Annotated in this window: 21 protein-coding genes; 13 read left to right on the plus strand and 8 right to left on the minus strand. The window is 71.2% G+C overall.

All coding sequences use genetic code 11. From position 1 onward, the window contains the following. Nucleotides 1-43: 43 nt before the first annotated feature. Nucleotides 44-571, plus strand: a complete 528-nt coding sequence (locus ACFV8T_RS19160; protein WP_385328842.1) for an SRPBCC domain-containing protein — start codon at nt 44-46, stop codon at nt 569-571. A gap of 37 nt (nt 572-608) precedes the next feature. Here ACFV8T_RS19160 and ACFV8T_RS19165 read toward each other — a convergent pair whose 3' ends face one another. From ACFV8T_RS19165 to ACFV8T_RS19180, 4 genes are all read right to left on the minus strand, one after another. Continuing rightward, nucleotides 609-2171, minus strand: coding sequence for a hypothetical protein (locus ACFV8T_RS19165; protein ID WP_385328844.1), 1563 nt, complete (start codon nt 2169-2171; stop codon nt 609-611). Then, nucleotides 2164-4278, minus strand: a complete 2115-nt coding sequence (locus ACFV8T_RS19170; RefSeq protein ID WP_385328846.1) for a hypothetical protein — start codon at nt 4276-4278, stop codon at nt 2164-2166. The genes ACFV8T_RS19165 and ACFV8T_RS19170 overlap by 8 nt, the downstream gene beginning before the upstream one ends. A 129-nt stretch (nt 4279-4407) precedes the next feature. Further along, nucleotides 4408-4851 carry a nucleoside deaminase gene (locus ACFV8T_RS19175; protein ID WP_385328848.1) on the minus strand — a complete coding sequence of 148 codons (444 nt, stop codon included), beginning with the start codon at nt 4849-4851 and terminating at the stop codon, nt 4408-4410. A 21-nt stretch (nt 4852-4872) separates the two neighbouring features. Then, a complete protein-coding gene (locus ACFV8T_RS19180) occupies nt 4873-5268 on the minus strand; it encodes a PLD nuclease N-terminal domain-containing protein (RefSeq protein ID WP_266417979.1) in 396 nt (131 codons plus the stop codon). A gap of 212 nt (nt 5269-5480) precedes the next feature. Between ACFV8T_RS19180 and ACFV8T_RS19185 the strand changes: the two genes are divergently transcribed. The 3 genes from ACFV8T_RS19185 to ACFV8T_RS19195 all read left to right on the plus strand — a co-directional run bounded on the left by ACFV8T_RS19185 (nt 5481) and on the right by ACFV8T_RS19195 (nt 8987). Beyond that, nucleotides 5481-6938 (plus strand): menaquinone biosynthesis decarboxylase, encoded by a 1458-nt coding sequence (locus ACFV8T_RS19185; protein ID WP_385328850.1) that lies wholly within the window; start codon nt 5481-5483, stop codon nt 6936-6938. Next, nucleotides 6935-7852 carry a menaquinone biosynthesis prenyltransferase MqnP gene (mqnP, locus tag ACFV8T_RS19190; RefSeq protein ID WP_385328852.1) on the plus strand — a complete coding sequence of 306 codons (918 nt, stop codon included), beginning with the start codon at nt 6935-6937 and terminating at the stop codon, nt 7850-7852. The genes ACFV8T_RS19185 and mqnP overlap by 4 nt, the downstream gene beginning before the upstream one ends. Nucleotides 7853-8321: 469 nt before the next feature. Then, nucleotides 8322-8987 carry a DUF4232 domain-containing protein gene (locus ACFV8T_RS19195; RefSeq protein WP_385328853.1) on the plus strand — a complete coding sequence of 222 codons (666 nt, stop codon included), beginning with the start codon at nt 8322-8324 and terminating at the stop codon, nt 8985-8987. Nucleotides 8988-9188: 201 nt separating this feature from the next. Here ACFV8T_RS19195 and ACFV8T_RS19200 read toward each other — a convergent pair whose 3' ends face one another. Further along, a complete protein-coding gene (locus tag ACFV8T_RS19200) occupies nt 9189-9824 on the minus strand; it encodes a rhomboid family intramembrane serine protease (protein WP_385328854.1) in 636 nt (211 codons plus the stop codon). A 128-nt stretch (nt 9825-9952) separates the two neighbouring features. Between ACFV8T_RS19200 and ACFV8T_RS19205 the strand changes: the two genes are divergently transcribed. Continuing rightward, on the plus strand, nt 9953-10627 hold the full coding sequence (locus tag ACFV8T_RS19205; RefSeq protein ID WP_385329234.1) for a UbiX family flavin prenyltransferase: 675 nt from the start codon (nt 9953-9955) through the stop codon (nt 10625-10627). 8 nt (nt 10628-10635) lie between these two features. Here ACFV8T_RS19205 and ACFV8T_RS19210 read toward each other — a convergent pair whose 3' ends face one another. Beyond that, nucleotides 10636-10770: a hypothetical protein gene (locus tag ACFV8T_RS19210; protein ID WP_256260259.1), complete on the minus strand. Its 135-nt coding sequence runs from the start codon at nt 10768-10770 to the stop codon at nt 10636-10638. Between the two features lie 132 nt (nt 10771-10902). Between ACFV8T_RS19210 and ACFV8T_RS19215 the strand changes: the two genes are divergently transcribed. From ACFV8T_RS19215 to ACFV8T_RS19240, 6 genes are all read left to right on the plus strand, one after another. Beyond that, nucleotides 10903-11358 carry an Lrp/AsnC family transcriptional regulator gene (locus ACFV8T_RS19215; RefSeq protein ID WP_266418001.1) on the plus strand — a complete coding sequence of 152 codons (456 nt, stop codon included), beginning with the start codon at nt 10903-10905 and terminating at the stop codon, nt 11356-11358. A gap of 97 nt (nt 11359-11455) precedes the next feature. Next, entirely contained in the window at nt 11456-12619 is a 1164-nt protein-coding gene (gene mqnE, locus ACFV8T_RS19220) for an aminofutalosine synthase MqnE (RefSeq protein ID WP_266418005.1), read from the plus strand. Between the two features lie 107 nt (nt 12620-12726). Next, nucleotides 12727-13254: a GNAT family N-acetyltransferase gene (locus tag ACFV8T_RS19225; protein ID WP_385328855.1), complete on the plus strand. Its 528-nt coding sequence runs from the start codon at nt 12727-12729 to the stop codon at nt 13252-13254. Nucleotides 13255-13405: 151 nt separating this feature from the next. After that, on the plus strand, nt 13406-13660 hold the full coding sequence (locus ACFV8T_RS19230) for a DUF4229 domain-containing protein (RefSeq protein ID WP_385328857.1): 255 nt from the start codon (nt 13406-13408) through the stop codon (nt 13658-13660). A gap of 436 nt (nt 13661-14096) precedes the next feature. Beyond that, nucleotides 14097-15443 carry a dicarboxylate/amino acid:cation symporter gene (locus tag ACFV8T_RS19235; protein ID WP_385328858.1) on the plus strand — a complete coding sequence of 449 codons (1347 nt, stop codon included), beginning with the start codon at nt 14097-14099 and terminating at the stop codon, nt 15441-15443. Nucleotides 15444-15642: 199 nt separating this feature from the next. Further along, the gene (locus ACFV8T_RS19240; RefSeq protein WP_266425735.1) at nt 15643-16272 is read left to right on the plus strand and encodes a TetR/AcrR family transcriptional regulator; all 630 of its coding nucleotides are present in this window, start codon (nt 15643-15645) and stop codon (nt 16270-16272) included. Here the strand turns inward: ACFV8T_RS19240 and ACFV8T_RS19245 are convergent. Continuing rightward, complete coding sequence (locus ACFV8T_RS19245) at nt 16226-17086, minus strand: MaoC/PaaZ C-terminal domain-containing protein (RefSeq protein ID WP_385328859.1); 861 nt, start codon at nt 17084-17086, stop codon at nt 16226-16228. The two genes, ACFV8T_RS19240 and ACFV8T_RS19245, sit on opposite strands and share 47 nt — an antisense overlap. A gap of 4 nt (nt 17087-17090) precedes the next feature. Further along, nucleotides 17091-18410, minus strand: coding sequence for a 3-oxoacyl-ACP reductase (locus ACFV8T_RS19250; protein ID WP_385328860.1), 1320 nt, complete (start codon nt 18408-18410; stop codon nt 17091-17093). Between the two features lie 71 nt (nt 18411-18481). Here ACFV8T_RS19250 and ACFV8T_RS19255 point away from each other — a divergent pair, with 71 nt between their 5' ends. Next, the gene (locus ACFV8T_RS19255) at nt 18482-19750 is read left to right on the plus strand and encodes an acetyl-CoA C-acetyltransferase (protein ID WP_385328862.1); all 1269 of its coding nucleotides are present in this window, start codon (nt 18482-18484) and stop codon (nt 19748-19750) included. A gap of 148 nt (nt 19751-19898) precedes the next feature. Continuing rightward, nucleotides 19899-21803: an AMP-dependent synthetase/ligase gene (locus ACFV8T_RS19260; protein WP_385328864.1), complete on the plus strand. Its 1905-nt coding sequence runs from the start codon at nt 19899-19901 to the stop codon at nt 21801-21803. Nucleotides 21804-21814 lie beyond the last annotated feature (11 nt).

A 21814-nucleotide genomic window follows, 5' to 3' on the forward strand; every position in this document is an offset into this window, starting at 1 on the left:
CTGTACGGGTGCGGATCCCGCACCACCGGGCCACGCTGGAACCATGACCGATGCGACCCCCGTCATCGAGCCCGGCACCAGCGAAACCCATGGTGACCTGCACACCCTGAGGTTCACGCTACGGCTGCCCCACCCCGTTCCGCGGGTGTGGGCAGCCGTTGCCAGTTCCGGGGGGCTGCGCGGCTGGCTCGCCGCCGCCGACCCCTTCGAACCGCGCATGGGCGGAGCGATCACGCTCCGCTGGCTCAACACCGACCAGGAGGGCCGGGCCACGGTCGCCCCCGGCACCGTCACCGCCTGGGACATCGAGCGGGTCGCCGAATACACCCTCGAAGGAATCCACGGCCGCATCCGCTTCCACCTGGAGCCCCCGCGCGGCGACCATGTGCTGCTGCGGTTCACCAACGAGTTCCGCGGCGACGACGAGCTGCGCCTCGACTGCCTGGCGGGCTGGCACGACCACTTCCGCTACCTCGTGGACGCGCTCGACGGATATCCCGCCGACTGGTCGAAGTGGACCCCGGTCCGGTGGGCCGGGCTGCGTGAGGAGTACGTGGCGGCCGAGCGGTGAGAGGTCGCCCGACAGCCTCTGAAGCGGCGTCACGGCGTCACGGCGCCGCGGACGGCAGCAGGCACTTCCCGTCCGGCGGCGTGCCCTCCGGCCAGGCGATCGACACGAACCGCTGACTGGCGTCCTCGGGCGCCAGCTCCACCACCGGAACCGCCTTGTTGTACGGGTTGCCGTGGTTGTCCAGGCAGATCCAGCCACTGGCCCCCGACACCCGCAGCGAACCCTTCACCCGCGGCCACTGCTCGCCCACGTCCGCGAGCTGCGGCAGCCCCTTGCCCTCCGGGGTCGCCTGCCGGACGGCCTGCACCGCCAGCGTCATCGCGTCGTGCGCGATGATCACCTGGCCGTCGGTCAGGGCCTGGTGGTCGGTCGGACCGATCGGTCCCGCGGGCTTCCTCGACACCGTGGCCAGCAGATCCAGGAAGGCGCGGTAGTCCGCCGCGGAACCGCCCGTGGCCGCCCGGCCCTTCCCCGTCGCCGCCCAGGCGTCCGGGTGCGCCAGCGAGGCGTAGCGGACGGTCACCTTCCGGCGCAGCGCGCCCCGGTCGAGCTTCTTGTCACTGCCGAGGTACGAGCCCTCGTCGCCGGTCAGGATCGTGAACGCGCGGCTTTGGCAGCCGCGGGCCCCGAGCGCGTTGATGAACTGCCGCAGCTGGACGTGGCGTCCGGCGAAGAACACCGTCTCCGCGTCCGTGTCGCAGATCAGATGCGTGATCTGCTGGAAGGTGTTGGCCGTGGTGCCCTCGTCGTTGGGGTCGCTGCGCGAGGTGAACAGCTCCGGCTGGTACCGGGTGCCCTTCACCAGCGAGGTGAAGGCCGCCCGCAGCGTGTCCGTGTAGTGGTCCCCGGTACGGGTGTCCTGCACCAGCAGCGCCTTGTCCTTCTTGACCTGCCCGAAGTGGGCCAGGGCGCGCGCCTCGTCCCGGTTGGTCGGCGAGACCCGCGCCAGGCCGGGGAACGGATCGCCCTTCGCGCCGTTGGCGATGTCGTCGGCCGTGATCGTGGTGCCGACGACCGCGATGTGCGCGGCGGTCAGCTCCTTGACCGCCGACTTGACCTGCGTACTGCTGGTGGCGACCCCGGACACGGCCCGCAGGTTGTCCGGGGCCCCGGTCATCGTCTTCAGCCGCTCCACCGCAGGCCGCCACAGCAGGTTGTTCTTCCCGGTGTTGGCGAGCACCAGCCGGATCTGCGGCACCTGCTCGTTGGAGAGGTGGTTGGCCCGGTACTGCTCGGCGAACGCGCCCTGCAGCTCGCGCTGCATCTTCGTCTGCATCGCCTCGTCCGTCGACGTCAGCGGCAGCAGCAGCGCGACCGTCGCGTACCGGCCGGGCTTCAGGGTGTCGTTCTCCCGGGCGATGGCCGCGGCGACCTCGGCCAGCTTCGGCCGCCCGAAGTCGTAGCCGTCGCCGGAGACGCCGATGCACTCGGCACTGCCCTGCGGCCGTTCGACCCCCTTCGCGCAGGAACGGTCCTCGGGGGCGGTGAGCCGGCCGATGCCGTACCAGCCGGACGTGATCACCAGGGCGGCGACCACCACCGAGGTGACGACCTTCTGCCGTGCCGTGTACCAGAGGCGGTAGCGCAGTGGATTACGCATCCGGGCCACCGTTCCCCCGTCGTGGCCCCGGCCCGCTGCCGCCCGCGCCCGGTTCTCCCGGTGGCATGGACAGCGGACGCCAGGCCCTGATGTCCCGCGGCCAGTGCGTCGCCGCGTCCCACAGCACGCTGTTGCCCGTCGGATGCCTGCCGGACAGTTGTCGCAGTTCGTGCGCCATCTTGTCGATCACCTCTTCGTCCGGCAGGGCCAGCGGATCGGACAGCAGCCATACGCCGTGCAGCAGCCGGCGCAGCTGCACATGGAGCTCCGCGGCCGACGTTTCGAGCCCTCTCGGCACCGCGTTGTCCGCCCGGCCGAGCGCGACCGCGCGCCGCCGGTCGGGGCCGACGGATCCGCGCGTACGCGGGTACGGTGCCGAGGCGATGAAGCGCAGCGAGTCGAGCCATCCCGCCACGTCCGGTTCGTCGAACCGCAGCCGCAGATGCCCCACGCACGCCTCCGCGTCGCCCAGCACCAGCTTCTGGTGCAGCAGATGCGGGACGCTGGGGAGGCGCCCGCCGGGGCCGTACGCCCCACGCAGCGAGACATGCACCGCCTGCCACACCGCGTAGGACGGATGGTCGCCGTCCTGGAACCGCAGCCGGTGCAGCAGCAGCGACCGCAGCAGCGGATCGGCGACGAAGTGGCCGGGCCCGACCGGCCAGTCCTCCGCCCGCAGCGCATCGCGCATCCGCAGCGCCACGTCGCCGTCCGGCGACCCCCGGCCCAGCCGGCTCTCCGCCAGCAGACGCGCCGAGTCCTCGCCGTGCGCGGCGGCCAGCACGCCGAGGAAGTCCAGCCGCTGCTCGGGCCCCGGCAGCAGCCGCGCCAGCAGCTCGTCCGCCACCTGCGCGGGCGCCCGGTCCTCGCGCACCTCCACCGTGCAGTCCAGCAGCGATCCCGGCACCAGCGACGCGGGCTCCGGCGCCTCGCCCGCCGCCAGCGCCAACAGCTCCACCGCCAGCGGGCGCCCGCCCGTCAGCCGGTGCACCCCACGGGCCAGCCCGGCCGGGATACGGCCCGCCCGGTCGTGCCGGTCGAACGCGGAGCGCACCTGCTCCGGGTTGAGCGGAGTCAGCTCCACGGCCAGGATCCCGGACGTCACCCCCGTGCCCCTGGACCAGTGCGAGCTGTGCGCCACCTCCGGGAGCCGCCGGCGCACCGCATGGCTCAGTCCCTCGTGGTCCCGGACCCGCGAGGAGGCGAACACCGCGATCCGGTCGCGCATCCCGGCGGCCCGCTGTCGCAGCAGCGGCTCCAACAGCTGCCGGCCCAGCGGTGTGTGCGCGTTGTCGACGAGCAGCACCGGGCGGCCCCGGCGGGCGCCCCAGGCCAGGCCCCCGTAGGCCGCGACCAGGTCCGCGGCCAGCGCGAGCACCAGATGGTCCTCGGCCCGGCGGCGCAGATCGCCGCCGCGCTCGAAGTCGACCGCCAGCTGCCGCAGCCCGATCCGGCCGTTGCCGCCCGCGTGCGGATAGCTGCCGTACCAGTCCGCCGATCGCCGCTGGAAGCGGCTGAACGATTCCTCCAGGACCGTTTCGACCGTGGCCTCCGCGATCATCCCGGCCATCGGGGCCACCGAGTCGAAGGCGCTGGCGGCCAGCTTCGTCAGCACCTTGGTGACCCAGCCGGTCGCCGCGTCCCCGCGGCCGTCGACGGTCGCCAGCATCGGACCGAGCGACTGCAGGTCCCGCCGCGCCCGCGTCTCGTCCTCGCGGGTCCAGGAGATGGAGGCGACCGCCACGAGCCCGAGGCTCAGCCGGGGGAACTGCACCGGACGCGCGGCGTGCACCTTGGCCGTCAGCTGGGTGGCGAGCTCCGGCAGCGCGCCGGTGACCGGGGTCCAGCCGGGCCCCGCGTCCTCGGGTGCCACGACGGCCTCGCAGTCGACGAGGGCGACCGGGGTGATCTCCCGGTACAGATGGCGCAGTTGCTTGAGGACGGCCGTCTTGCCCATGCCCCGGCCGCCGGTCAGCACAGCGACCGGCGGATCGTCGCGGTGCTCGTAGACGACCCGGGCGGAGCCGTACGGAGTGAGGCCGGTCAGGCGCGCCGCAAGTCCGTCGTTGCCGAAGATCGCCTCGCGCCCGTACAGCTCTCTCTCCACAGCACCCCCAGCGTCGACGCTCCATCCGATCTGTCACACCGTCAACACAAGCGTATCGCCCGGGTGTTGGAGAGTGGAGGGGAATTTCGAACGATAGTTGGGGGCGCGGGGGCGGGGCGGGGCGGCGGATCAGCCGGCGCCGATGTCCTCGTTCCAGAGGGCGGGGTGGTCGCGTACGAAGTCCCGCATGAGCGCCACGCATTCGGCGTCGTCGAGCAGCACGATCTCCACTCCGTGCCGGGCCAGCCAGTCGTGCCCGCCGTGGAACGTCCGGGCCTCGCCGATCACCACCCGCGAGATCCCGAACTGCCGAACGAGGCCGCTGCAGTACCAGCACGGGGAGAGCGTCGTCACCATCGTCGTACCGCGGTACGAGCGCTGCCGCCCGGCCGCGCGGAAGGCCGCCGTCTCCGCGTGCAGGGACGGATCACCGTCCTGGACGCGGCGGTTGCGGCCCCGGCCGAGCAGGGCGCCGTCCGGTCCGTAGAGGGCCGCGCCGATGGGCACACCGCCCTCGGCGAGACCGCTACGGGCCTCGGCGAGGGCGGTGGCGAGCATGTCCGCGTCGTTCATGCGGTCCTCCCGGTCCGGGGGCTACTCGCCCGAGGGGCTCGGGCTCTCCCCGCTCTCGCGGCGCTTCAACTCCTCCTCGCGGCGGCGCAGATCCGCCTCCCAGTCCTTGAGGAGCGACTCGTCCTTCTTGTTCTCGTCCTTCAGCGCCTTCAGGAACTCCGGGTTGTCGTCCGGCGCCACCCACTGCGAGCGGTGATTGCGGTGCCATTCGGACGGCGTACGGCCTCCGGCGGGCGCGTGGCGCATCTTGCCCGCGGCCAGCCAGACGATCGGGCCGACGATCCAGAACAGCAGGATGATGAAGACCCAGGCGATCTTCGGCAGGTGCTTGGCCTCGTCCTCGGGGGTGTTCAGGCAGTCGATGAACGCGTAGATCGTCAGTGCCAGAGGCAGGAGATAGATCAGGGCCCGGAACATGATGGAAAGGTCCCCCTGCGGAGAGTTGGCGGGGCTTGTCCCGCCCCGGTTCGGGCCCAGAGTAGCCGGTGTCCGTGACATATCACGGCGAGCGGGGTGAACCGGCGGCGAGCGGGCGGGGCCGCCCGATTCCGGGTGCGCGAGGGCGGGGCCCGGGGCGGGGTGGGGGAGCCCCGGCGGCCGCGGCGGGCGGGGATGACAAACTGGACGGCATGGCTTACGACGATCTTCGTTCCCTCCTCCGGGCCCTGGAGCGCGAGGGCGAGCTCAAGCGCATCAAGGCCGAGGTCGACCCCTACCTGGAGGTCGGCGAGATCGTCGACCGGGTGAACAAGGCGGGTGGCCCCGCGCTGCTCTTCGAGAACGTCAAGGGGTCCTCGATGCCCCTGGCCATGAATGTCTTCGGGACCGACAAGCGGCTGCTCAAGGCGCTCGGGCTGAAGTCCTACGCCGACATCAGCGACAAGATCGGCGGGCTGCTCAAGCCGGAGCTGCCGCACGGCTTCGTCGGGGTGCGGGAGGCCTTCGGCAAGCTCGGTTCGATGGTGCACGTGCCGCCGAAGAAGGTGAAGCAGGAGAGCGCCCCGGTGCAGGAGGTCGTCCTCACCGGCGACGACGTGGACCTGGACCTGCTGCCCGCGCTCTTCACCTGGCCCGAGGACGGCGGCTCCTTCTTCAACCTGGGGCTCACCCACACCAAGCACCCGGAGACCGGCGTACGGAACCTGGGGCTGTACCGGCTCCAGCGCCACGACCGCCGCACCATCGGGATGCACTGGCAGATCCACAAGGACAGCCGCAACCACTACCAGGTCGCCGCCAAGCGCGGCGAGCGGCTGCCGGTCGCCATCGCGTTCGGCGCGCCGCCCGCGGTGACGTACGCCTCCACCGCGCCGCTGCCGGGGGACATCGACGAGTACCTCTTCGCCGGGTTCATCCAGGGCAAGCGGATCGAGATGGTCGACTGCAAGACCGTGCCGCTCCAGGTGCCGGCGCAGGCGGAAGTGGTCATCGAGGGGTGGCTGGAGCCCGGGGAGATGCTTCCCGAGGGGCCGTTCGGCGACCACACCGGCTTCTACACGCCGCAGGAACCGTTCCCCGCGCTGACCATCGACTGCGTGACCATGCGGAAGCGTCCGCTGCTCCAGTCGATCGTGGTGGGCCGGCCGCCGACCGAGGACGGGCCGCTGGGACGCGCCACCGAGCGGTTCTTCCTGCCGCTCCTCAAGATCATCGTGCCGGACATCGTGGACTACCACCTGCCGGAGGCGGGCGGCTTCCACAACTGCGCGATCGTCTCGATCGACAAGAAGTACCCGAAGCACGCCCAGAAGGTGATGAGCGCCATCTGGGGTGCGCACATGATGTCGCTGACCAAGCTGATCGTGGTCGTGGATTCCGACTGCGACGTCCACGATCTGCACGAGGTGGCGTGGCGGGCCCTCGGCAATACGGACTACGCGCGCGACCTGACGGTCACCGAGGGTCCCGTCGACCATCTCGACCATGCCTCCTACCAGCAGTTCTGGGGCGGCAAGGCGGGCATCGACGCGACGAAGAAGTGGCCCGAGGAGGGCTACACCCGGGACGGGGGCTGGCCGAACATGGTCGAGTCCGACCCGGAGACGGCGGCGAAGGTCGACCGCCGGTGGAAGGAATACGGACTGTGAGCGCCGCCGAAGCAGCACTGGGCTCAGGGCCCGTACAACCGAACAGCAAGGTCAAGGCGTTCCTGCGGCTCGTGATGATCGAGCACTCGGTCTTCGCGCTGCCCTTCGCGTACATCGCCGCCCTGACCGCGATGTTCCAGGCGGACATGTCCATCCACTGGGGCACCCTGCTGCTCGTCACGGTCGCGATGGTGGGGCTGCGGACGTTCGCGATGGCCTGCAACCGGATCATCGACCGGGAGATCGACGCCCGTAACCCGCGCACCGCGAGCCGGGAGCTGGTCACCGGGGCGGTCTCGGTGAAGTCGGCGTGGACGGGGGCGCTGGTCGCCGTCGTCGTCTTCCTCGGCGCCGCCGCGCTGCTGAACCCGCTCTGTCTGGCGCTCGCGCCGGCCGCCGTCGTGCCGATGGTGGTCTATCCGTACGGGAAGCGGTTCACCCACTACCCGCACGCCATCCTCGGTATCGCGCAGGCCATAGGGCCGATCGGTGCCTGGCTGGCGGTGACCGGCAGCTGGTCGTGGGACGCGGTGATCCTCGGCCTCGCGGTCGGGATCTGGATCGGCGGCTTCGACCTGATCTTCGGCTGCCAGGACGTCCAGGCGGACCGGGCGCACGGGGTGCTCTCGGTGCCGGCCCGGTTCGGCATCCCGGCCGCGCTGTGGGGCGCGCGGGTCTGCCATGCGGTGACGACCGGGCTGCTGGTCTGGTTCGGGCTGGCCACGGAGGCCGGGCTGTTCTACTGGATCGGCATGGTGATCGTCGCCGTCGCGTTCGTGTACGAGCACCGGGTGGTGCGGCCGCACGACCTCTCCCGGCTGAACCGGGCGTTCTTCTCGGTCAACGGGTTCATCGGGATCGCCCTGTTCGCGTGTGCGCTGCTGGACCTGCTGGTGCGGGGCCTGACGGTCTGAGCCTGCCCGGGGTCGTGTCCGGCGGATCCAGGACCTCATCCTCGACGGGCGGCTGCCCCGGGCGCGGGCGAGACGGGTCGAGGAGGCCCGTCCGTTGTTGTGGTCAAGGACCGCCGCGTTACGGGTCCGTCCCAGTGGGCTGCGGGCGTCGACAGGTGCGAAACGGTGGCGGGAACCGCCGTCGCGGCCGGCCGGCGGTGTGTTCCGGCGCGGTGCGGCGCGCCGTGTCCGGCTCCTGTTTCCCTTGCCGGACGGCGGCAGGGAGCGGGTGCGGCGGGGGCGGGTGCGGGCGGGGGCATGCCCGGTGGTGGTGCGCGTTGTGCCCGGCAGTGCGTGTAACAGGGGTGTATTAGCGGGTGGTTGGGCGGAACGCCTTGCCGGGCCGGGCGGCTCTTGGTGATCAGAAACGCTCGCTCGTACCGACCGTGCCGAGCGGCCGACACCCCCCACCGACACTGAGGAAGAAACGATGCGCGCACGCAAGCTCACCTTCGCCGCCCTGGCCGTTGTCGCCGGTCTCTCGCTCACGGCCTGCCAGGACGGCGAGGACGACCTGGGACAGACCGCCCCGTCCTCCGCGTCCTCTGCGGCGTCCGCGAGCGGCGGCTCGGGCTCGGGCGGTACGAACCAGGACGGCGGCAAGGACTCCGCCGGAAAGGGGTCCGGCGGGCAGGGCACGGCCGCCGGGACCGGCTCCAACGAGAACGGCAAGGTCGGCAAGTGCCGCACCGACGACCTGGACATCACCGCGTCGGACAGCACCATCGACGGCGACACCGAGGGCACCGTCGCGGTGGAGTTCAAGAACGGCGGCGGCCGGGACTGCGTGCTCTCCGGGTACGCGGGCGTCGACCTGAAGACCAGCGCGGGGTCGCTGTCCGCGGAGCGTACCGGTGAGAAGGCCACCCCGATGACCCTCAAGGACGGGAAGTCGGTGTACTTCGGCATCAACTACCCGCTCAACAAGTCGGGCGGCTCCGGCGTCCGCATCACGGCCCTGGTGGTGACCCCGCCGGACGAGACGAAGTCGTTCTCCCTCGAATGGCCGGGCGCCGCCACGCTGCCCGCCACGGACGGCTCCGGCTCCCCGGTGAAGGTCGGCCCGATGGGGAGCGCCGGTCAGGGCGAGGGCTGACCCGGACGCCACGGGATCCGTCCGGGGGATCATGGGTGGAGCCGGAAGAGGACGGCTGCCCGACGGCGGCAGACGCGGCTCCGGAAGCGACCACTCGCGATGCATCGGATCCCCCGGCCCGTACCCGAACCGACATGCGGCCGGTCGGAAAGTCACATGACCGGCCGGGCAGGCCCTGCGCCAAGAGCGGCCGAACGCGCTCTACGGCATGAGCGGCCGGGCGGGCGGCACCGTGCTCCGGCCGCGCGCGGGGCGGCGGAAGACGAACGCCGCCGCCACGCCCGCCGCCAGCCCGAACAGATGGCCCTGCCAGCTGACCGAGGTGTTGGCGGGGGAGAGCCCCACCAGGATCGACGAGCCCCATATCGCGCCGACCACCAGACCGGCGGCGATGTCGAGCGCCCTGCGGTCGACGAACCCCCGGGCGAGCAGATAGCCGAAGAGGCCGAAGACCAGCCCGGACGCGCCCGCCGTGTTGGAACCGTCCGGTGAGACCAGCCAGACGCCGAGCCCGTCGACCACGATGATCATCGCGGCCACGGCGGCGAATCTGCGGACGCCGCTCAGCGCCGCCAGGAAGCCGAAGACCAGCAGCGGCACGCTGTTGGAGGCGACATGACCGAAGCCGAAGTGGATGAAGGACGCGGGCACCACGTCCAGCAGCTCGCCGGCCCGGCGGGGCTCTATCCCGAACGTGTCCAGCGCGTGGCCCGTCGAGGCGTCGACGACTTCGAGCAGCCAGAGGAACGCGACCCAGCCCAGCATCACCTCGGCCGCGGTCTTCGCGCGGCCGCCCGCACTCCACGCCGGTGCGGATCGATCCGAAGATGCGGCCATCGTGCCCCCTGCCCCTCCTGCCGTCCCCTTGTCGTCCCTGTTCCCACCCCTGGAACGCCCGAGGCACCGTACTCGGTTCCGGTTTCGTACTGCCGGATAGGCTCAGGAGTGTGGATTCCGAGACTTCAGTGAGTCAGCAGCAGCGGCAGCCTTGGATTGTCGGGGTTTCAGGCGCTTCGGGCACCCCATTCGCCGCCGCGGTGCTGCGCGGTCTGCTGGCTGCGGGGGAGAGCGTCGATCTGGTGGTGAGCCGGGCCTCGCGGCTGACGCTGCTGGACGAGACCGGGATCGCGTTCCGCGACGGGCACTGGCAGGAGGACCTGCGCAGCTGGCTGGCGCGCGGGGCGGACGGCAAGCCGCACACCTTCGACGTGGACGTCGAGGGCGTACGGCACTGGGCGGCCGGTGATCTGGGAGCGGGACCCTCCTCGGGTTCGTACCCGGCGAAGGGGATGCTGATCGTCCCGGCCTCGACGGCCTGTGTGGCCGGGGTGGCGCTCGGGCTCTCGAAGGATCTGCTCCAGCGGGCCGCGAGCGTGACGCTCAAGGAGCGGCGGAAGCTGGTCGTCGCGGTGCGGGAGACTCCGCTGAACGGGCAGACGCTGAAGCATCTGGTGAGCCTGGACGAGGCGGGCGCCGTGGTGCTGCCCGCCTCTCCGGCGTTCTACGCGGGGGCGACGCACATCCAGGATCTGGTGGACTTCGTCGCCGGGCGGGTACTGGACGCGGCGGGCGTGCCGCACGACCTGTACCGCCGGTGGGAGGGAGAGCTCGGTGGCGGCTCCCGCGACTCCCGTGGCTGAGTCGGTGGTCAGCGCTTCTTCATGGCGCGCGGCTTGCGGGTCCGGTCGACCCGGTGCGCGGCGGCGGGCTGGTGGGCACGCGAGCGGTTGGCCAGGTCCTGCAGCTCGCGCATCCGGGCGTAGGCCATCTCGATCGTGTACACGGTGTTTTCACTCCTGAAGATTCGAAAGCATTTTTTGGATGTTCGGAAAGATTTGCAGGCGATGAAGCCTGCATGCCTTAGATTCTACACGTAGACTCGCGATACTGCTGAACAATGGAAGGTTTCAGTCACATGGACGCGGTGGACAGGCAGCTCATCCAGGCCCTCAGGGAGAACGGCAGGGCCTCGTACGCCGAGCTGGGACGGCTCGTGGGGCTCTCCGGGCCCAGCGTCACCGACCGCATCAACCGGCTGGAAACCGCCGGTGTCATCACCGGTTACCGCGCCACCGTCGACGCCGCGTCCCTGGGGCTCGGGGTCACGGCCCTGATCGGCATCTCGCTCTCCGACGCGGCCGATCACGAGGACGTGGCGCGCCGGCTGAAGGACCTCGCGGAGATCGAGGACGCCTGGTTCATCGCGGGCGACGACTCGTACATGCTCAAGGTGCGCGTCGGTGACGTGGACGGCCTGGAGAAGACCATCCGCCGGCTCAGCGGTACGAGGGGCGTCTCGCGCACCCGTACCACGATCGTGCTCTCCACCAAGTGGGAGAACCGGGTCGGGGAACTTCCCGACGAGTCGTAGGCGTAACGTGGTGGAGCCCCCGGGTGACCGGGGGTTTCGCCCGGTATCACCTGTCACCGGGAAACGCACTGCACGTCGACAACTGGGAGGCAGCCGCATGGACGTCGGGCTCAAGCGCGAGCTGGAGGAGAAGGTCCGCGCAGGGGAGCGGCTGACCCGCGAGGACGGCATCGCCCTCTACGAGTCGGACGACCTGGCCTGGCTCGGCGGCCTCGCCCACGAGGTGCGCACGCGCAAGAACGGTGACGTCGTGCACTTCAACGTCAACCGGCACCTCAACATGACCAATGTGTGCACCGCGTCGTGCGCCTACTGCTCGTTCCAGCGCAAGCCGGGCGAGAAGGACGCGTACACCATGCGCATCGAGGAGGCCGTTCGCCTCGCCAAGGCGATGGAGGGCGAGAACCTCACCGAGCTGCACATCGTCAACGGGCTGCACCCCACCCTGCCGTGGCGTTACTACCCGCGCTCGCTGAGCGCGCTGAAGGAAGCCCTGCCGCAGGTCTCCCTCAAGGCGTTCACCGCCACCGAGATCCACCACTTCGAGACCATCTCCGGGCTCTCGGCCTCCGAGATCCTGGACGAGCTGATCGAGGCCGGTCTGGAGTCGCTGACCGGCGGCGGCGCGGAGATCTTCGACTGGGAGGTCCGCCAGCACATCGTGGACCACGCCACCCACTGGGAGGACTGGTCGCGCATCCACCGCCTGGCGCACGAGAAGGGGCTCAAGACCCCGGCGACCATGCTGTACGGGCACATCGAGGAGCCCCGGCACCGCGTGGACCACGTGCTGCGGCTGCGTGAGCTCCAGGACGAGACCGGCGGCTTCCAGGTCTTCATCCCGCTGCGCTACCAGCACGACTTCGTGGACATGAAGGACGGCAAGGTCCGCAACCGGCTCCAGGCGCGGACGACGATGGCGACCGGCGCCGAGGCGCTGAAGACCTTCGCGGTCTCGCGGCTGCTCTTCGACAACGTCCCGCACGTCAAGGTCTTCTGGGTGATGCACGGTGTGCAGACCGCCCAGCTCGCGCTCCAGCACGGTGCGGACGACATGGACGGCTCGGTCGTCGAGTACAAGATCACGCACGACGCGGACAACTACGGCACGCCGAACAAGCTCGGCCGCGAGGATCTGCTGGACCTGATCCGCGACGCGGGCTTCCGGCCCGTCGAGCGCAACACCCGGTACGAGATCATCCGCGAGTACCCGGGCCCGGACGCCGGGCGGCGCGAGTCGCCGCAGCCGATGCGCGTCTGACCCGCGCGTCGTCAGTAGTTGTACGGGAGCCCCGGCCTCAGGCCGGGGCTTTCTCGCGTGCTGGACATGGTTTGAGGCCGCGGGTCGGTAATAGTTAATCTGCGCCTATGGCACTTACATTCGAATTGGACCCCACGTTCGACCGCACACTGCGGGACGGCATCGTCGAGCTGTGGACCGATGTCTCCAACGCGGGCGGCGCGGTCGGTTTCGTACCGCCCGTCACTACCGACGACGTACGGCCCGAGCTGGTCAAGCATCTGGTCGCCATGGCCGAGGGGCGCACCCGCCTGCTGATCGGACGCGACGAGGAGGGCGCCGTCGCGGCCACGGCCTTCCTCGCCCTCAACACCCACCGGCTGATGATCCACTGGCTCTGGCTCTACACGGTGATGGTCCACCCCCGCCATCAGGGCAAGGGGTACGGGCGCGATCTGATGGACGCCGCCGCGCGGGCGGCCCGCGCGATCGACGGGATCGAGGCCGTCCGGCTCACCTGCCGCGGCGGCACCGGTGTCGACCGGTTCTACGCCTCGTGCGGATACAAGGAGGTCGGGCGGGTGCCCGACGCGATCCGGGTGGCCGACGGGGACGACCGCGACGACATCATCATGCTGCTGCCGCTCGGGCACTGAGCCGCGTCCGCCTCCTTTGGCGGAGCCCTCCGAACTGATCGATTCCGGGGCATGCTTCACTGGTCGGGCAGGATCGAAGGACCGTCATACGTTGAGAGAGAGGCCAACTGTGTCCGCTGCCAAGCCGAGCGCGACAATTCGGTACACCGCGATGCGCCTCAGTATCTTCGTCGGCTGCTTCGCCGTCGCGGCCCTGGCCGTCCACTTCGGCCTGCTGCCCTCCGGGACGAACGGCTCCAATCTCGTCTGGGTGATTCTGCTCGCCCTGGTCCTGTCCGCGCCGCTCAGTTATGTGCTGCTGCGCAAGCAGCGCGACGAGATGTCCGAGCAGATCGTGTCCACGGTCGACCGGGCCAAGGAGCGCCTTGAGGCGAACCGCACCCGCGAGGACCACGTCACCCCGTGACGGTGGCGACGGCGTGAGGGCTGCGTAAGGACTACGTAAGCTTCCTCACACCCGCACAGTTTTCGTTCGAAACCCCAGCGCCGGAGCGTCCGCTCCTGTACTGGGGTTTTGTCGTTCCCGCGGGGATCCGGGGCGGGCCGGGGCGTGGTGGCGGCGGTCTCGCCGGCGAGCCGGGGTCAAAGAAGAGCTTTGAGCTTCTCAAAGTTCAAGTGTTAACGTGTTCGACATGAAGACAGCAGTGCGCCATCGATTCGCCGCGAGCGTCCCGCTCGTGGAGCGCCTGCATGTCGATCTCTGCCGCTGTATGTCCGCGGTCTGTTGCCGCAACGTCTGAACGGCACCATGCAGCGGCGCCGCCCCTGACGCGGGCGCCGCACCCCCGTCCCCCGCACAGTCGTCCCCGTGCGCCCCGATGCGTCACATCTGGAGTGTGTCCGTGTCCGCGAACCCCGCGTCCACCGCTGCCGGCAGCCCGTCCGGCTCCGGTTTCCGTATACCCAAGGTCCCGTTCTGGGCCCAGATAGTCGCCGGTCTCGTCCTCGGTGTCGTACTCGGCTGGCTCACGCGTACGTACGACATCGGCTGGCTCTACACCACGCTCGACAAGGTCGGCCACATCTTCGTCCAGCTGCTGAAGCTGGCCGTCGCGCCTCTCGTCTTCTTCGCGATCCTGGTGTCGATCACCAACCTGCGCAAGGTCAACAACGCCGCCCGGCTGGCCACCCGCACCCTGCTCTGGTTCATGATCACCTCGCTGATCGCGGTCGCCATCGGCCTCGCGATCGGCCTGGTCACCAACCCGGGCTCCGGTACGGGCCTCACGCCGAAGGACGGCAAGCTGCCGGAGCACGCGGGCTCCTGGCTCGACTTCCTGACCGGCATCATCCCGGACAACGTGATCACGCCGTTCACCGAGCTGAACGTGCTCCAGATCGTCTTCATGGCCGCCGTCGCCGGTATCGCCGCGCTCCAGCTCGGCGAGAAGGCCCAGCCGATCCTCACCCTCAGCGAGTCCGTCCTGGAGCTCCTCCAGAAGGCCCTGTGGTGGGTCATCCGCCTCGCCCCCATCGGCACCGTCGGCCTCATCGGCTACGCGATTGCCGACTACGGCTGGGACCTGATCGGCAAGTACGCGACGTTCACCGCCGACGTCTACATCGGCTGCGCCCTGGTGCTGTTCGGTGTGTACCCGCTGCTGCTCGCCACCGTCGCCAAGCTCAGCCCGGTGCAGTTCTTCAAGGGCGCCTGGCCGGCCATCCAGCTGGCCTTCGTCTCCCGCTCCTCGGTCGGCACCATGCCGGTCACCCAGAAGGTCACCGAGCGCCTCGGCGTCCCGAAGGAGTACGCCTCCTTCTCCGTCCCGTTCGGCGCCACCACCAAGATGGACGGCTGCGCCGCGATCTACCCGGCGCTGGCGGCGATCTTCATCGCGCAGATCTTCGACGTGCAGCTGGGTGTCGGTGACTACGTCCTGATCGCGTTCGTCTCGGTGATCGGTTCGGCGGCCACCGCCGGTCTCACCGGTGCCACGGTCATGCTGACCCTCACCCTGTCGACGCTGGGCCTCCCGCTGGAGGGCGTCGGTCTGCTCATGGCCATCGACCCGATCCTGGACATGATGAGGACGGCCACGAACGTGGCGGGTCAGGCGCTGGTCCCGGTGATCGTCGCGGCCCGCGAGAAGATCCTCGACCATGACGCGTACAACTCGGCCTCGTCCTCCCCGGTCGACGGCGACGAGGTGCGCGACACCGAGCCGGAGCGGGTGCCGGTCGCCGCGTAACCGCTCACGCACGACATACGGGAGCGCCCCCGGTCCGCCTTTCGGCAGGGCCGGGGGCGCTTGTGTGCCGTACCGGACGTCCGGGGCGTGCGGCCCCTGCCGCGTACGCCGGGGAGGAGGCCCGCGCCGTACCCTTACCGGGGGAGTGGCACACCGGGGGCGGGAGGAAGTCGACGTGGGTGCTGTGAAGAGCAAACGGATGCCGCGGGCCGTGCGCGAGCAGCAGATGATGGACGCCGCCGTGCAGACCTTCGGGCAGCGCGGGTACCGGGCCGCCTCGATGGACGAGATCGCCGAGCTGGCGGGGGTGTCCAAGCCGCTCGTCTACCTGTATCTCAACTCCAAGGAAGAACTCTTCACCGCCTGCATCCGGCGCGAGGCGAAAGCGCTGGTCGAAGCGGTACGGGCAGGGGCGGAGCCGGGGCTTCCGGCCGATCGGCAACTGTGGTCGGGGCTGCGGGCGTTCTTCACGCACACGGCGGAGCACCCGGACGGCTGGGCGGTGCTGCACCGCCAGGCGCGTACGCACGGCGAGCCGTTCGCCGACGAGGTGACGGCGATGCGGGACGAGATCGTTGCTTTCGTGACGGAGCTGATCGGGGCCGCGGCGCGCGAGGCGCACCACGATCCGGCGCTGCCCGACCGTGATGTGTCGGGGCTCGCGCAGGCGCTCGTGGGGGCCGCGGAGTCGCTCGCCGGGTGGGCGAACGAGACCCCGGGCGTCTCGGCGAAGGAGGCCGCGGCCACCCTGATGAACTTCTCCTGGGCGGGTCTGGAGAACCTTATGAACGGCCGTCCCTGGCAGCCGCCGAACCCGTCCGCCCGGTGAGGTGGACCCGGCCGGTGCCGCGCAGCTGGAAGCCGGTGGCGTCCGCCGCGTAGGTGACGGTGGCGGGCAGCAGGACGGGGGCCTTGAAGTCGGCCCGTACCCAATGGACTTCATCGGGCCGCGGTGACTCGGCCAGGCAGCGGGCGACGGTCCACATGCCGTGGGCGATGGCCCGGGGGAAGCCGAAGAGCCGGGCGGTGAGCGGATACAGGTGGATGGGGTTCCGGTCGCCCGAGGCGGCGCCGTAACGCCGTCCCAGATCGCCGGGCAGCCGCCATTCGGCGACGGCGGGAAGCTCCACGGCCGGGGTGCCGTGCGCCGACCCGGGCGGCCCGGACGGACGCCCTGCCGGTGGTGTGCTTCTCGCGTGCCGGGAGAGGTAGCCGCTGCGGGACTCCCAGACCAGCTCGCCCGCCAGCCGTGCCTCGGTGACCACCGTGACCTCGGTGCCGCGCCGGTGTGGTGTCAACTCCTGGGCGTACACCGTGAGTTCGAGCATGTCCGTGGGGTGAAGCACCCGGTGCCGGGCGATCTCGATCCAGGTGTGGACGAGCCCGACGACCGGCAGCGGGAACCTCCGGGCGGTCATCAGCCGCATGGTGAGCGGGAAGCCCAGTACGTGCGGGTAGGTGAGCGGCAGCGGGCCCGGGTCGGTGTAGCCGCAGATCCGGTTGTACGAGGCGAGCGGGCCGGCCGCGATGGGCGCGGCCGGGAGCACGGCCCGGTCGGCGGGCAGGGTGGCGCCGGGGCGGCCGGCCCTCTTGAACGGGGTCGTGACGGTTGCCCGGACAAGTGACACGTTCGGATTCGGCACAGGGTCACGCCCCCAGCAGGCTCTGGCCGCAGACGCGCACGATCTGGCCGTTGACGGCCGTCGAGGCGGGCTGGGCGAACCAGGCGGTCGTCTCGGCGACATCGACCGGGAGGCCGCCCTGCGAGAGGGAGTTCATCCGGCGGCCCGCCTCCCGGATGAAGAGGGGGACGGTCGCGGTCATCTTCGTCTCGATGAAGCCGGGGGCCACCGCGTTGACCGTGACGCCGTGGTCGGCGGCGGCGCGCGGGGCCAGCGCGCGGACCAGTACGATGATGCCCGCCTTGCTGGCCGCGTAGTTCGTCTGGCCGTTGTTGCCCGCGATGCCGGCGATGGAGGCGGTGGCGACGATCCGGCCGCCGCGGTTGACGGTGCCCGACTTCAGCAGGGCGTCCGTGGTGCGCAGCACGCTGTCGAGGTTCACGTCGAGGACCGAGGCCCAGCGGTCCGCCGGCATGTTGGCGAGGCGGCGGTCGCGGGTGATGCCCGCGTTGTGGACCAGGACGTCGAGACCGTCGGGGGCCGCGGCGGCGATCCGTTCCGCCGCGTCGGCCGCGGTGATGTCCAGCGGCAGCGCGGTGGCGCCGAGCCGGTCGGCGGTGCGGGCCAGCTCGTCCCGGGCCTGCGGGACGTCCAGGCAGACGACCCGGGCGCCGTCCCGGGCCAGCACCGAGGCGACCGAGGCGCCGATGCCGCGCGCCGCGCCGGTGACCAGCGCGGTGCGCCCGGCGAGCGGGGTGGCCCAGTCGGCGACCGGGTCGGGTGCGGCCGAGGTCAGCTCGATCACCTGGCCGCTGATGTACGCGGAGCGGGGCGAGAGCAGGAAGCGCAGGGTGGATTCGGCCGCGGCGACGCCTTCCGGCGCGATACGGAGCAGCTGTACGGTGGCGCCCCTGCCGATCTCCTTGCCCAGTGAGCGCACGAACCCTTCCAGCGCCTGCTGGGCGGCGGCCTGGTGGTGGTCGTCGGCCGACGGCCGGACCCCCAGCACCACGACGCGCCCGCCCGGGGCGAGGGAGCGGACCACCGGGTGCAGCGCCGCGTGGACCCCGGCGAGCCCGCCGGGGGTGACGACGGCCGTCGCGTCCAGCACGATCCCGGCCGGGCGGTCGGCACGACCGGTGACTTCGAGGCCGGTGGCCGCGAGGAGCGCGCCGAGCTCCTTCGTGACCGTGGAGTCCCCGGCGGTGAGGTGCAGCAGCGGGCCGTCCAGGGCCGGGGTCTCCCACGACCAGCGGCGCAGCGGGGCGGGCTGCGGGAGTCCGAGCCTCCGGGTCAGAAAACGGCCGGGTGCTGTGCCGGTGAAGTGCAGATAGCGGTCGGCCATTGTCCAGACTCCCTGCTCGGTCGTAGATTTACTCCAGAGTAAGGTTACTCAAGAGTCAGGAGCTGGTCGAGATGATCCCCCTCGAACTTCCGCAGCCCCGCAGGGTCGCGGTCATCGGCGGCAGCCGCGTCCCGTTCGCGCGCTCCGACGGCCCGTACGCACAGGACTCCAACCAGCAGCTGCTCACGGCCGCCCTGGGCGGCCTCGTCGAGCGGTTCGGACTCCAGGGGCAGCGGGTCGGCGAGTTCGTCGCGGGCGCCGTGCTCAAGCACAGCCGCGACTTCAACCTGGCCCGCGAGACCGTGCTCGGCTCGGCGCTCGACCCCCGCACCCCCGCGTACGACATCCAGCAGGCCTGCGGCACCGGCCTCCAGGCGGTCGTCGCCGCCGCGAACAAGATCATGCTCGGGGCGATCGACTCGGCCGTCGCGGGCGGCACCGACACCACGAGCGACGCGCCCCTCGGCGTCAACGATGAACTGCGCAGGCTGCTGCTGACCACCCGGCGGGCGAAGTCGACGGGCGCCAGGATCAAGGCACTCGCGGGCGTACGCCCCCGGCACCTCGTCCCGGACGTCCCGCGCAACGCGGAACCCCGCACCGGCCTCTCGATGGGCGAGCACGCGGCGGTCACCGCCCGCCGCTGGGGCATCACCCGCGAGGACCAGGACCTGCTCGCGGCCACCAGCCACCAGCGGCTCGCGGCGGCGTACGAGCGCGGTTTCCTGGACGACCTCGTCGTCCCGTTCCGGGGCCTGACCCGCGACCAGAACCTCCGCCCCGGCTCCACGGCGGGCAAACTCGCCACGCTGAAGCCGGTGTTCGGCACCGATCATCCCGACGCGACGATGACCGCGGGCAACTCCACCCCGCTCACCGACGGCGCGGCGACCGTACTGCTGGCGAGCGAGGAGTGGGCCCGCGCGCACGACCTGGAGCCGCTCGCCTACCTGTCCCTGTACGAGACGGCCGCCGTCGATCACGTGAACGGCGACGACGGGCTCCTGATGGCCCCCGCGTACGCCGTACCGCGCATGCTGGAGCGCGCCGGGCTCACCATCGAGGACTTCGACCTGTTCGAGATCCACGAGGCCTTCGCCTCCCAGGTGCTGGCCACCCTCGCGGCCTGGGAGAAGCAGGGCCTCGCCCCCGTCGACCGGGACCGGCTCAATGTCGCGGGCTCCTCGCTCGCCACCGGCCACCCGTTCGCCGCGACGGGCGCCAGGATCGTCGCCACGCTCGCGAAGCTCCTGGCGGAGCGCGACGCACCGTCCCGGGGGCTGATCTCGATCTGCGCGGCGGGCGGCCAGGGCGTCACGGCCATCCTCGAACGCCCCTGACGCACCGGCCCGACGCACCGCACCGGCCCGACGCACCGCACCGGCCCGACGCACCGCACCGGACAGCAGCAGAGCCCCGGCCAGTCCGGAGACCGGCCGCCGGAGGGACCCCGGCGGAACCGCCCGACCCCACGTTGAGGAGCCGCACGTGTCCACGCCATCCACCGCCCCCGCCACCCCGACCCTCGTCGAGCCGACCAAGGCCAGGGCCGCCGACGGCTCGGTGCGGCAGGTCTCCGTACCGCCCGCCGCACCGCCCGTCCGCCGCGGCTCGCTCGCCGAGATCCCGTTCGACAACGCCCGCGAGGCCCCCGCCGACGCCGTGCTCAGCCGCAAGCGGCCGGACGGCGGCTGGCAGGACGTCACGGCGGCGGAGTTCGCCGACGAGGTGCTCGCCGTCGCCAAGGGGTTGATCGCGGAGGGCCTCGGCGCCGGCGACCGGATCGCGATCATGGCCCGCACCACCTACGAGTGGACCCTCCTGGACTTCGCGGCCTGGGCCGCCGGGCTCGTCACCGTCCCCATCTACCCGACCTCCTCCGCCTTCCAGGCCCGCTGGATACTCCAGGACTCCGGCGCGGTCGCGTGCGCCGTCGAGACGGCGGACCAGGGCCGGCTGATCAGCCAGGAGCGCAAGCAGCTCGGCGATCTCGCCCATCTGTGGCAGTTCGACACGGGCGCCCTCGGCCGGCTGAAGACCCTCGGCCGGGACGTCCCCGACGACACCGTCGCCGCCCGCCGCGCCACGCTGGAGCCGGAGACCCCCGCCACCCTCATCTACACCTCCGGCACCACCGGCCGCCCCAAGGGCTGCGTGCTCAGCCACGGCAACTTCTTCGCCGAGGTCGACAACGCGATCGAGCTCCTGCACCCGGTGTTCAGATCGGTCAGCAAGTACCCCGCGTCCATGCTGCTCTTCCTCCCCCTCTCCCACGTCTTCGGGCGGATGGTCGCGATCGGCTGCCTGCGCGCCCGGGTCCGCCTCGGCCATGCCCCGTCCATCCGGACCGACGACCTCCTCGCCGACCTCGCCGGGTTCCGGCCGTCGTTCCTGCTGGCCATCCCGTACGTGCTGGAGAAGGTGTACAACACCGGCCGCGCCACCGCCGAGAAGATGGGCCGCGCCTCGTCGTTCGACCGCGCCGCGCGGATCGCCCGGCGGTACGGGGAGGCCGTCGAGGCCGCCGAACACGGCACCGGCCCCGGCCCGGGGCCGGTGCTGCGGGCGGCCCGCGCCCTGTACGACCCGCTGGTCTACCGCCGGATCCGGGCGGCGCTCGGCGGGCATGTCCGGTACGCGATCTGCGGCGGCTCCCCGCTGGGCCACCGGCTCGCGGCGTTCTACGCGGGCGCGGGCATCGAGATCTTCGAGGGCTACGGCCTGACCGAGACCACCGCGGCCGCCACCGTCACCCCGCCGCTCAGACCGCGCCTGGGCACCGTCGGCTGGCCGCTGCCCGGCACCGCCGTGCGGATCGCGGACGACGGCGAGGTGCTGCTCAGCGGCGGGCAGGTGTTCCAGGGCTACTGGGACGCGGAACGGGGCCGGGCCGTGCCCGCACAGGAGGGCGGCTGGTTCGCCACCGGAGACCTGGGCGCGCTCGACGAGGACGGCTACCTCACGATCACCGGCCGCAAGAAGGACATCATCATCACCTCCGGCGGCAAGAACGTCACCCCGGCGCCCCTGGAGGACTGGCTGCGCGCCCACCCGCTGGTCAGCCAGTGCATGGTGGTCGGCGACAACCGCTCCTTCATCACCGCCCTGATCACCCTGGAGCCGGACGGGCTGGCCCACTGGCGGCAGATGAAGAAGAAGCAGCACGTGCCGATGCGGGAACTCGTCGACGACGACGAGCTGCGTGCGGCGCTGCAGCGCGCCGTCGACGAGGCCAACCGGCTGGTCTCCCGCGCGGAGTCGATCCGTGAATTCGCCGTCCTGCCGGTGGACTTCACCGAGGAGGGCGGCCATCTGACGCCCTCGCTGAAACTGAAGCGGGACGTGATCGCGCGGGACTTCGAGGAGGAGATCGAGGCGCTGTACCGGAAGTGAGCCGATCAGCC

The sequence above is a fragment of the Streptomyces sp. NPDC059832 genome, assembly GCF_042731715.1.
In the GTDB taxonomy this organism is placed as follows: Bacteria; Actinomycetota; Actinomycetes; order Streptomycetales; family Streptomycetaceae; genus Streptomyces.

Excerpts from the sequence above, each read along its gene's own strand:
- ACFV8T_RS19230 (WP_385328857.1), top strand. The coding sequence starts at position 13,406 with ATGCGCCTCAGTATCTTCGTCGGCTGCTTCGCCGTCGCGGCCCTGGCC.
- ACFV8T_RS19225 (WP_385328855.1), top strand. The coding sequence starts at position 12,727 with ATGGCACTTACATTCGAATTGGACCCCACGTTCGACCGCACACTGCGG.
- ACFV8T_RS19255 (WP_385328862.1), top strand. The coding sequence starts at position 18,482 with ATGATCCCCCTCGAACTTCCGCAGCCCCGCAGGGTCGCGGTCATCGGC.
- ACFV8T_RS19160 (WP_385328842.1), top strand. The coding sequence starts at position 44 with ATGACCGATGCGACCCCCGTCATCGAGCCCGGCACCAGCGAAACCCAT.
- ACFV8T_RS19200 (WP_385328854.1), bottom strand. The coding sequence starts at position 9,824 with ATGGCCGCATCTTCGGATCGATCCGCACCGGCGTGGAGTGCGGGCGGC.
- ACFV8T_RS19215 (WP_266418001.1), top strand. The coding sequence starts at position 10,903 with ATGGACGCGGTGGACAGGCAGCTCATCCAGGCCCTCAGGGAGAACGGC.
- ACFV8T_RS19175 (WP_385328848.1), bottom strand. The coding sequence starts at position 4,851 with ATGAACGACGCGGACATGCTCGCCACCGCCCTCGCCGAGGCCCGTAGC.
- ACFV8T_RS19180 (WP_266417979.1), bottom strand. The coding sequence starts at position 5,268 with ATGTTCCGGGCCCTGATCTATCTCCTGCCTCTGGCACTGACGATCTAC.
- ACFV8T_RS19165 (WP_385328844.1), bottom strand. The coding sequence starts at position 2,171 with ATGCGTAATCCACTGCGCTACCGCCTCTGGTACACGGCACGGCAGAAG.
- ACFV8T_RS19240 (WP_266425735.1), top strand. The coding sequence starts at position 15,643 with ATGCCGCGGGCCGTGCGCGAGCAGCAGATGATGGACGCCGCCGTGCAG.
- ACFV8T_RS19185 (WP_385328850.1), top strand. The coding sequence starts at position 5,481 with ATGGCTTACGACGATCTTCGTTCCCTCCTCCGGGCCCTGGAGCGCGAG.
- mqnE (WP_266418005.1), top strand. The coding sequence starts at position 11,456 with ATGGACGTCGGGCTCAAGCGCGAGCTGGAGGAGAAGGTCCGCGCAGGG.
- ACFV8T_RS19250 (WP_385328860.1), bottom strand. The coding sequence starts at position 18,410 with ATGGCCGACCGCTATCTGCACTTCACCGGCACAGCACCCGGCCGTTTT.
- ACFV8T_RS19195 (WP_385328853.1), top strand. The coding sequence starts at position 8,322 with ATGCGCGCACGCAAGCTCACCTTCGCCGCCCTGGCCGTTGTCGCCGGT.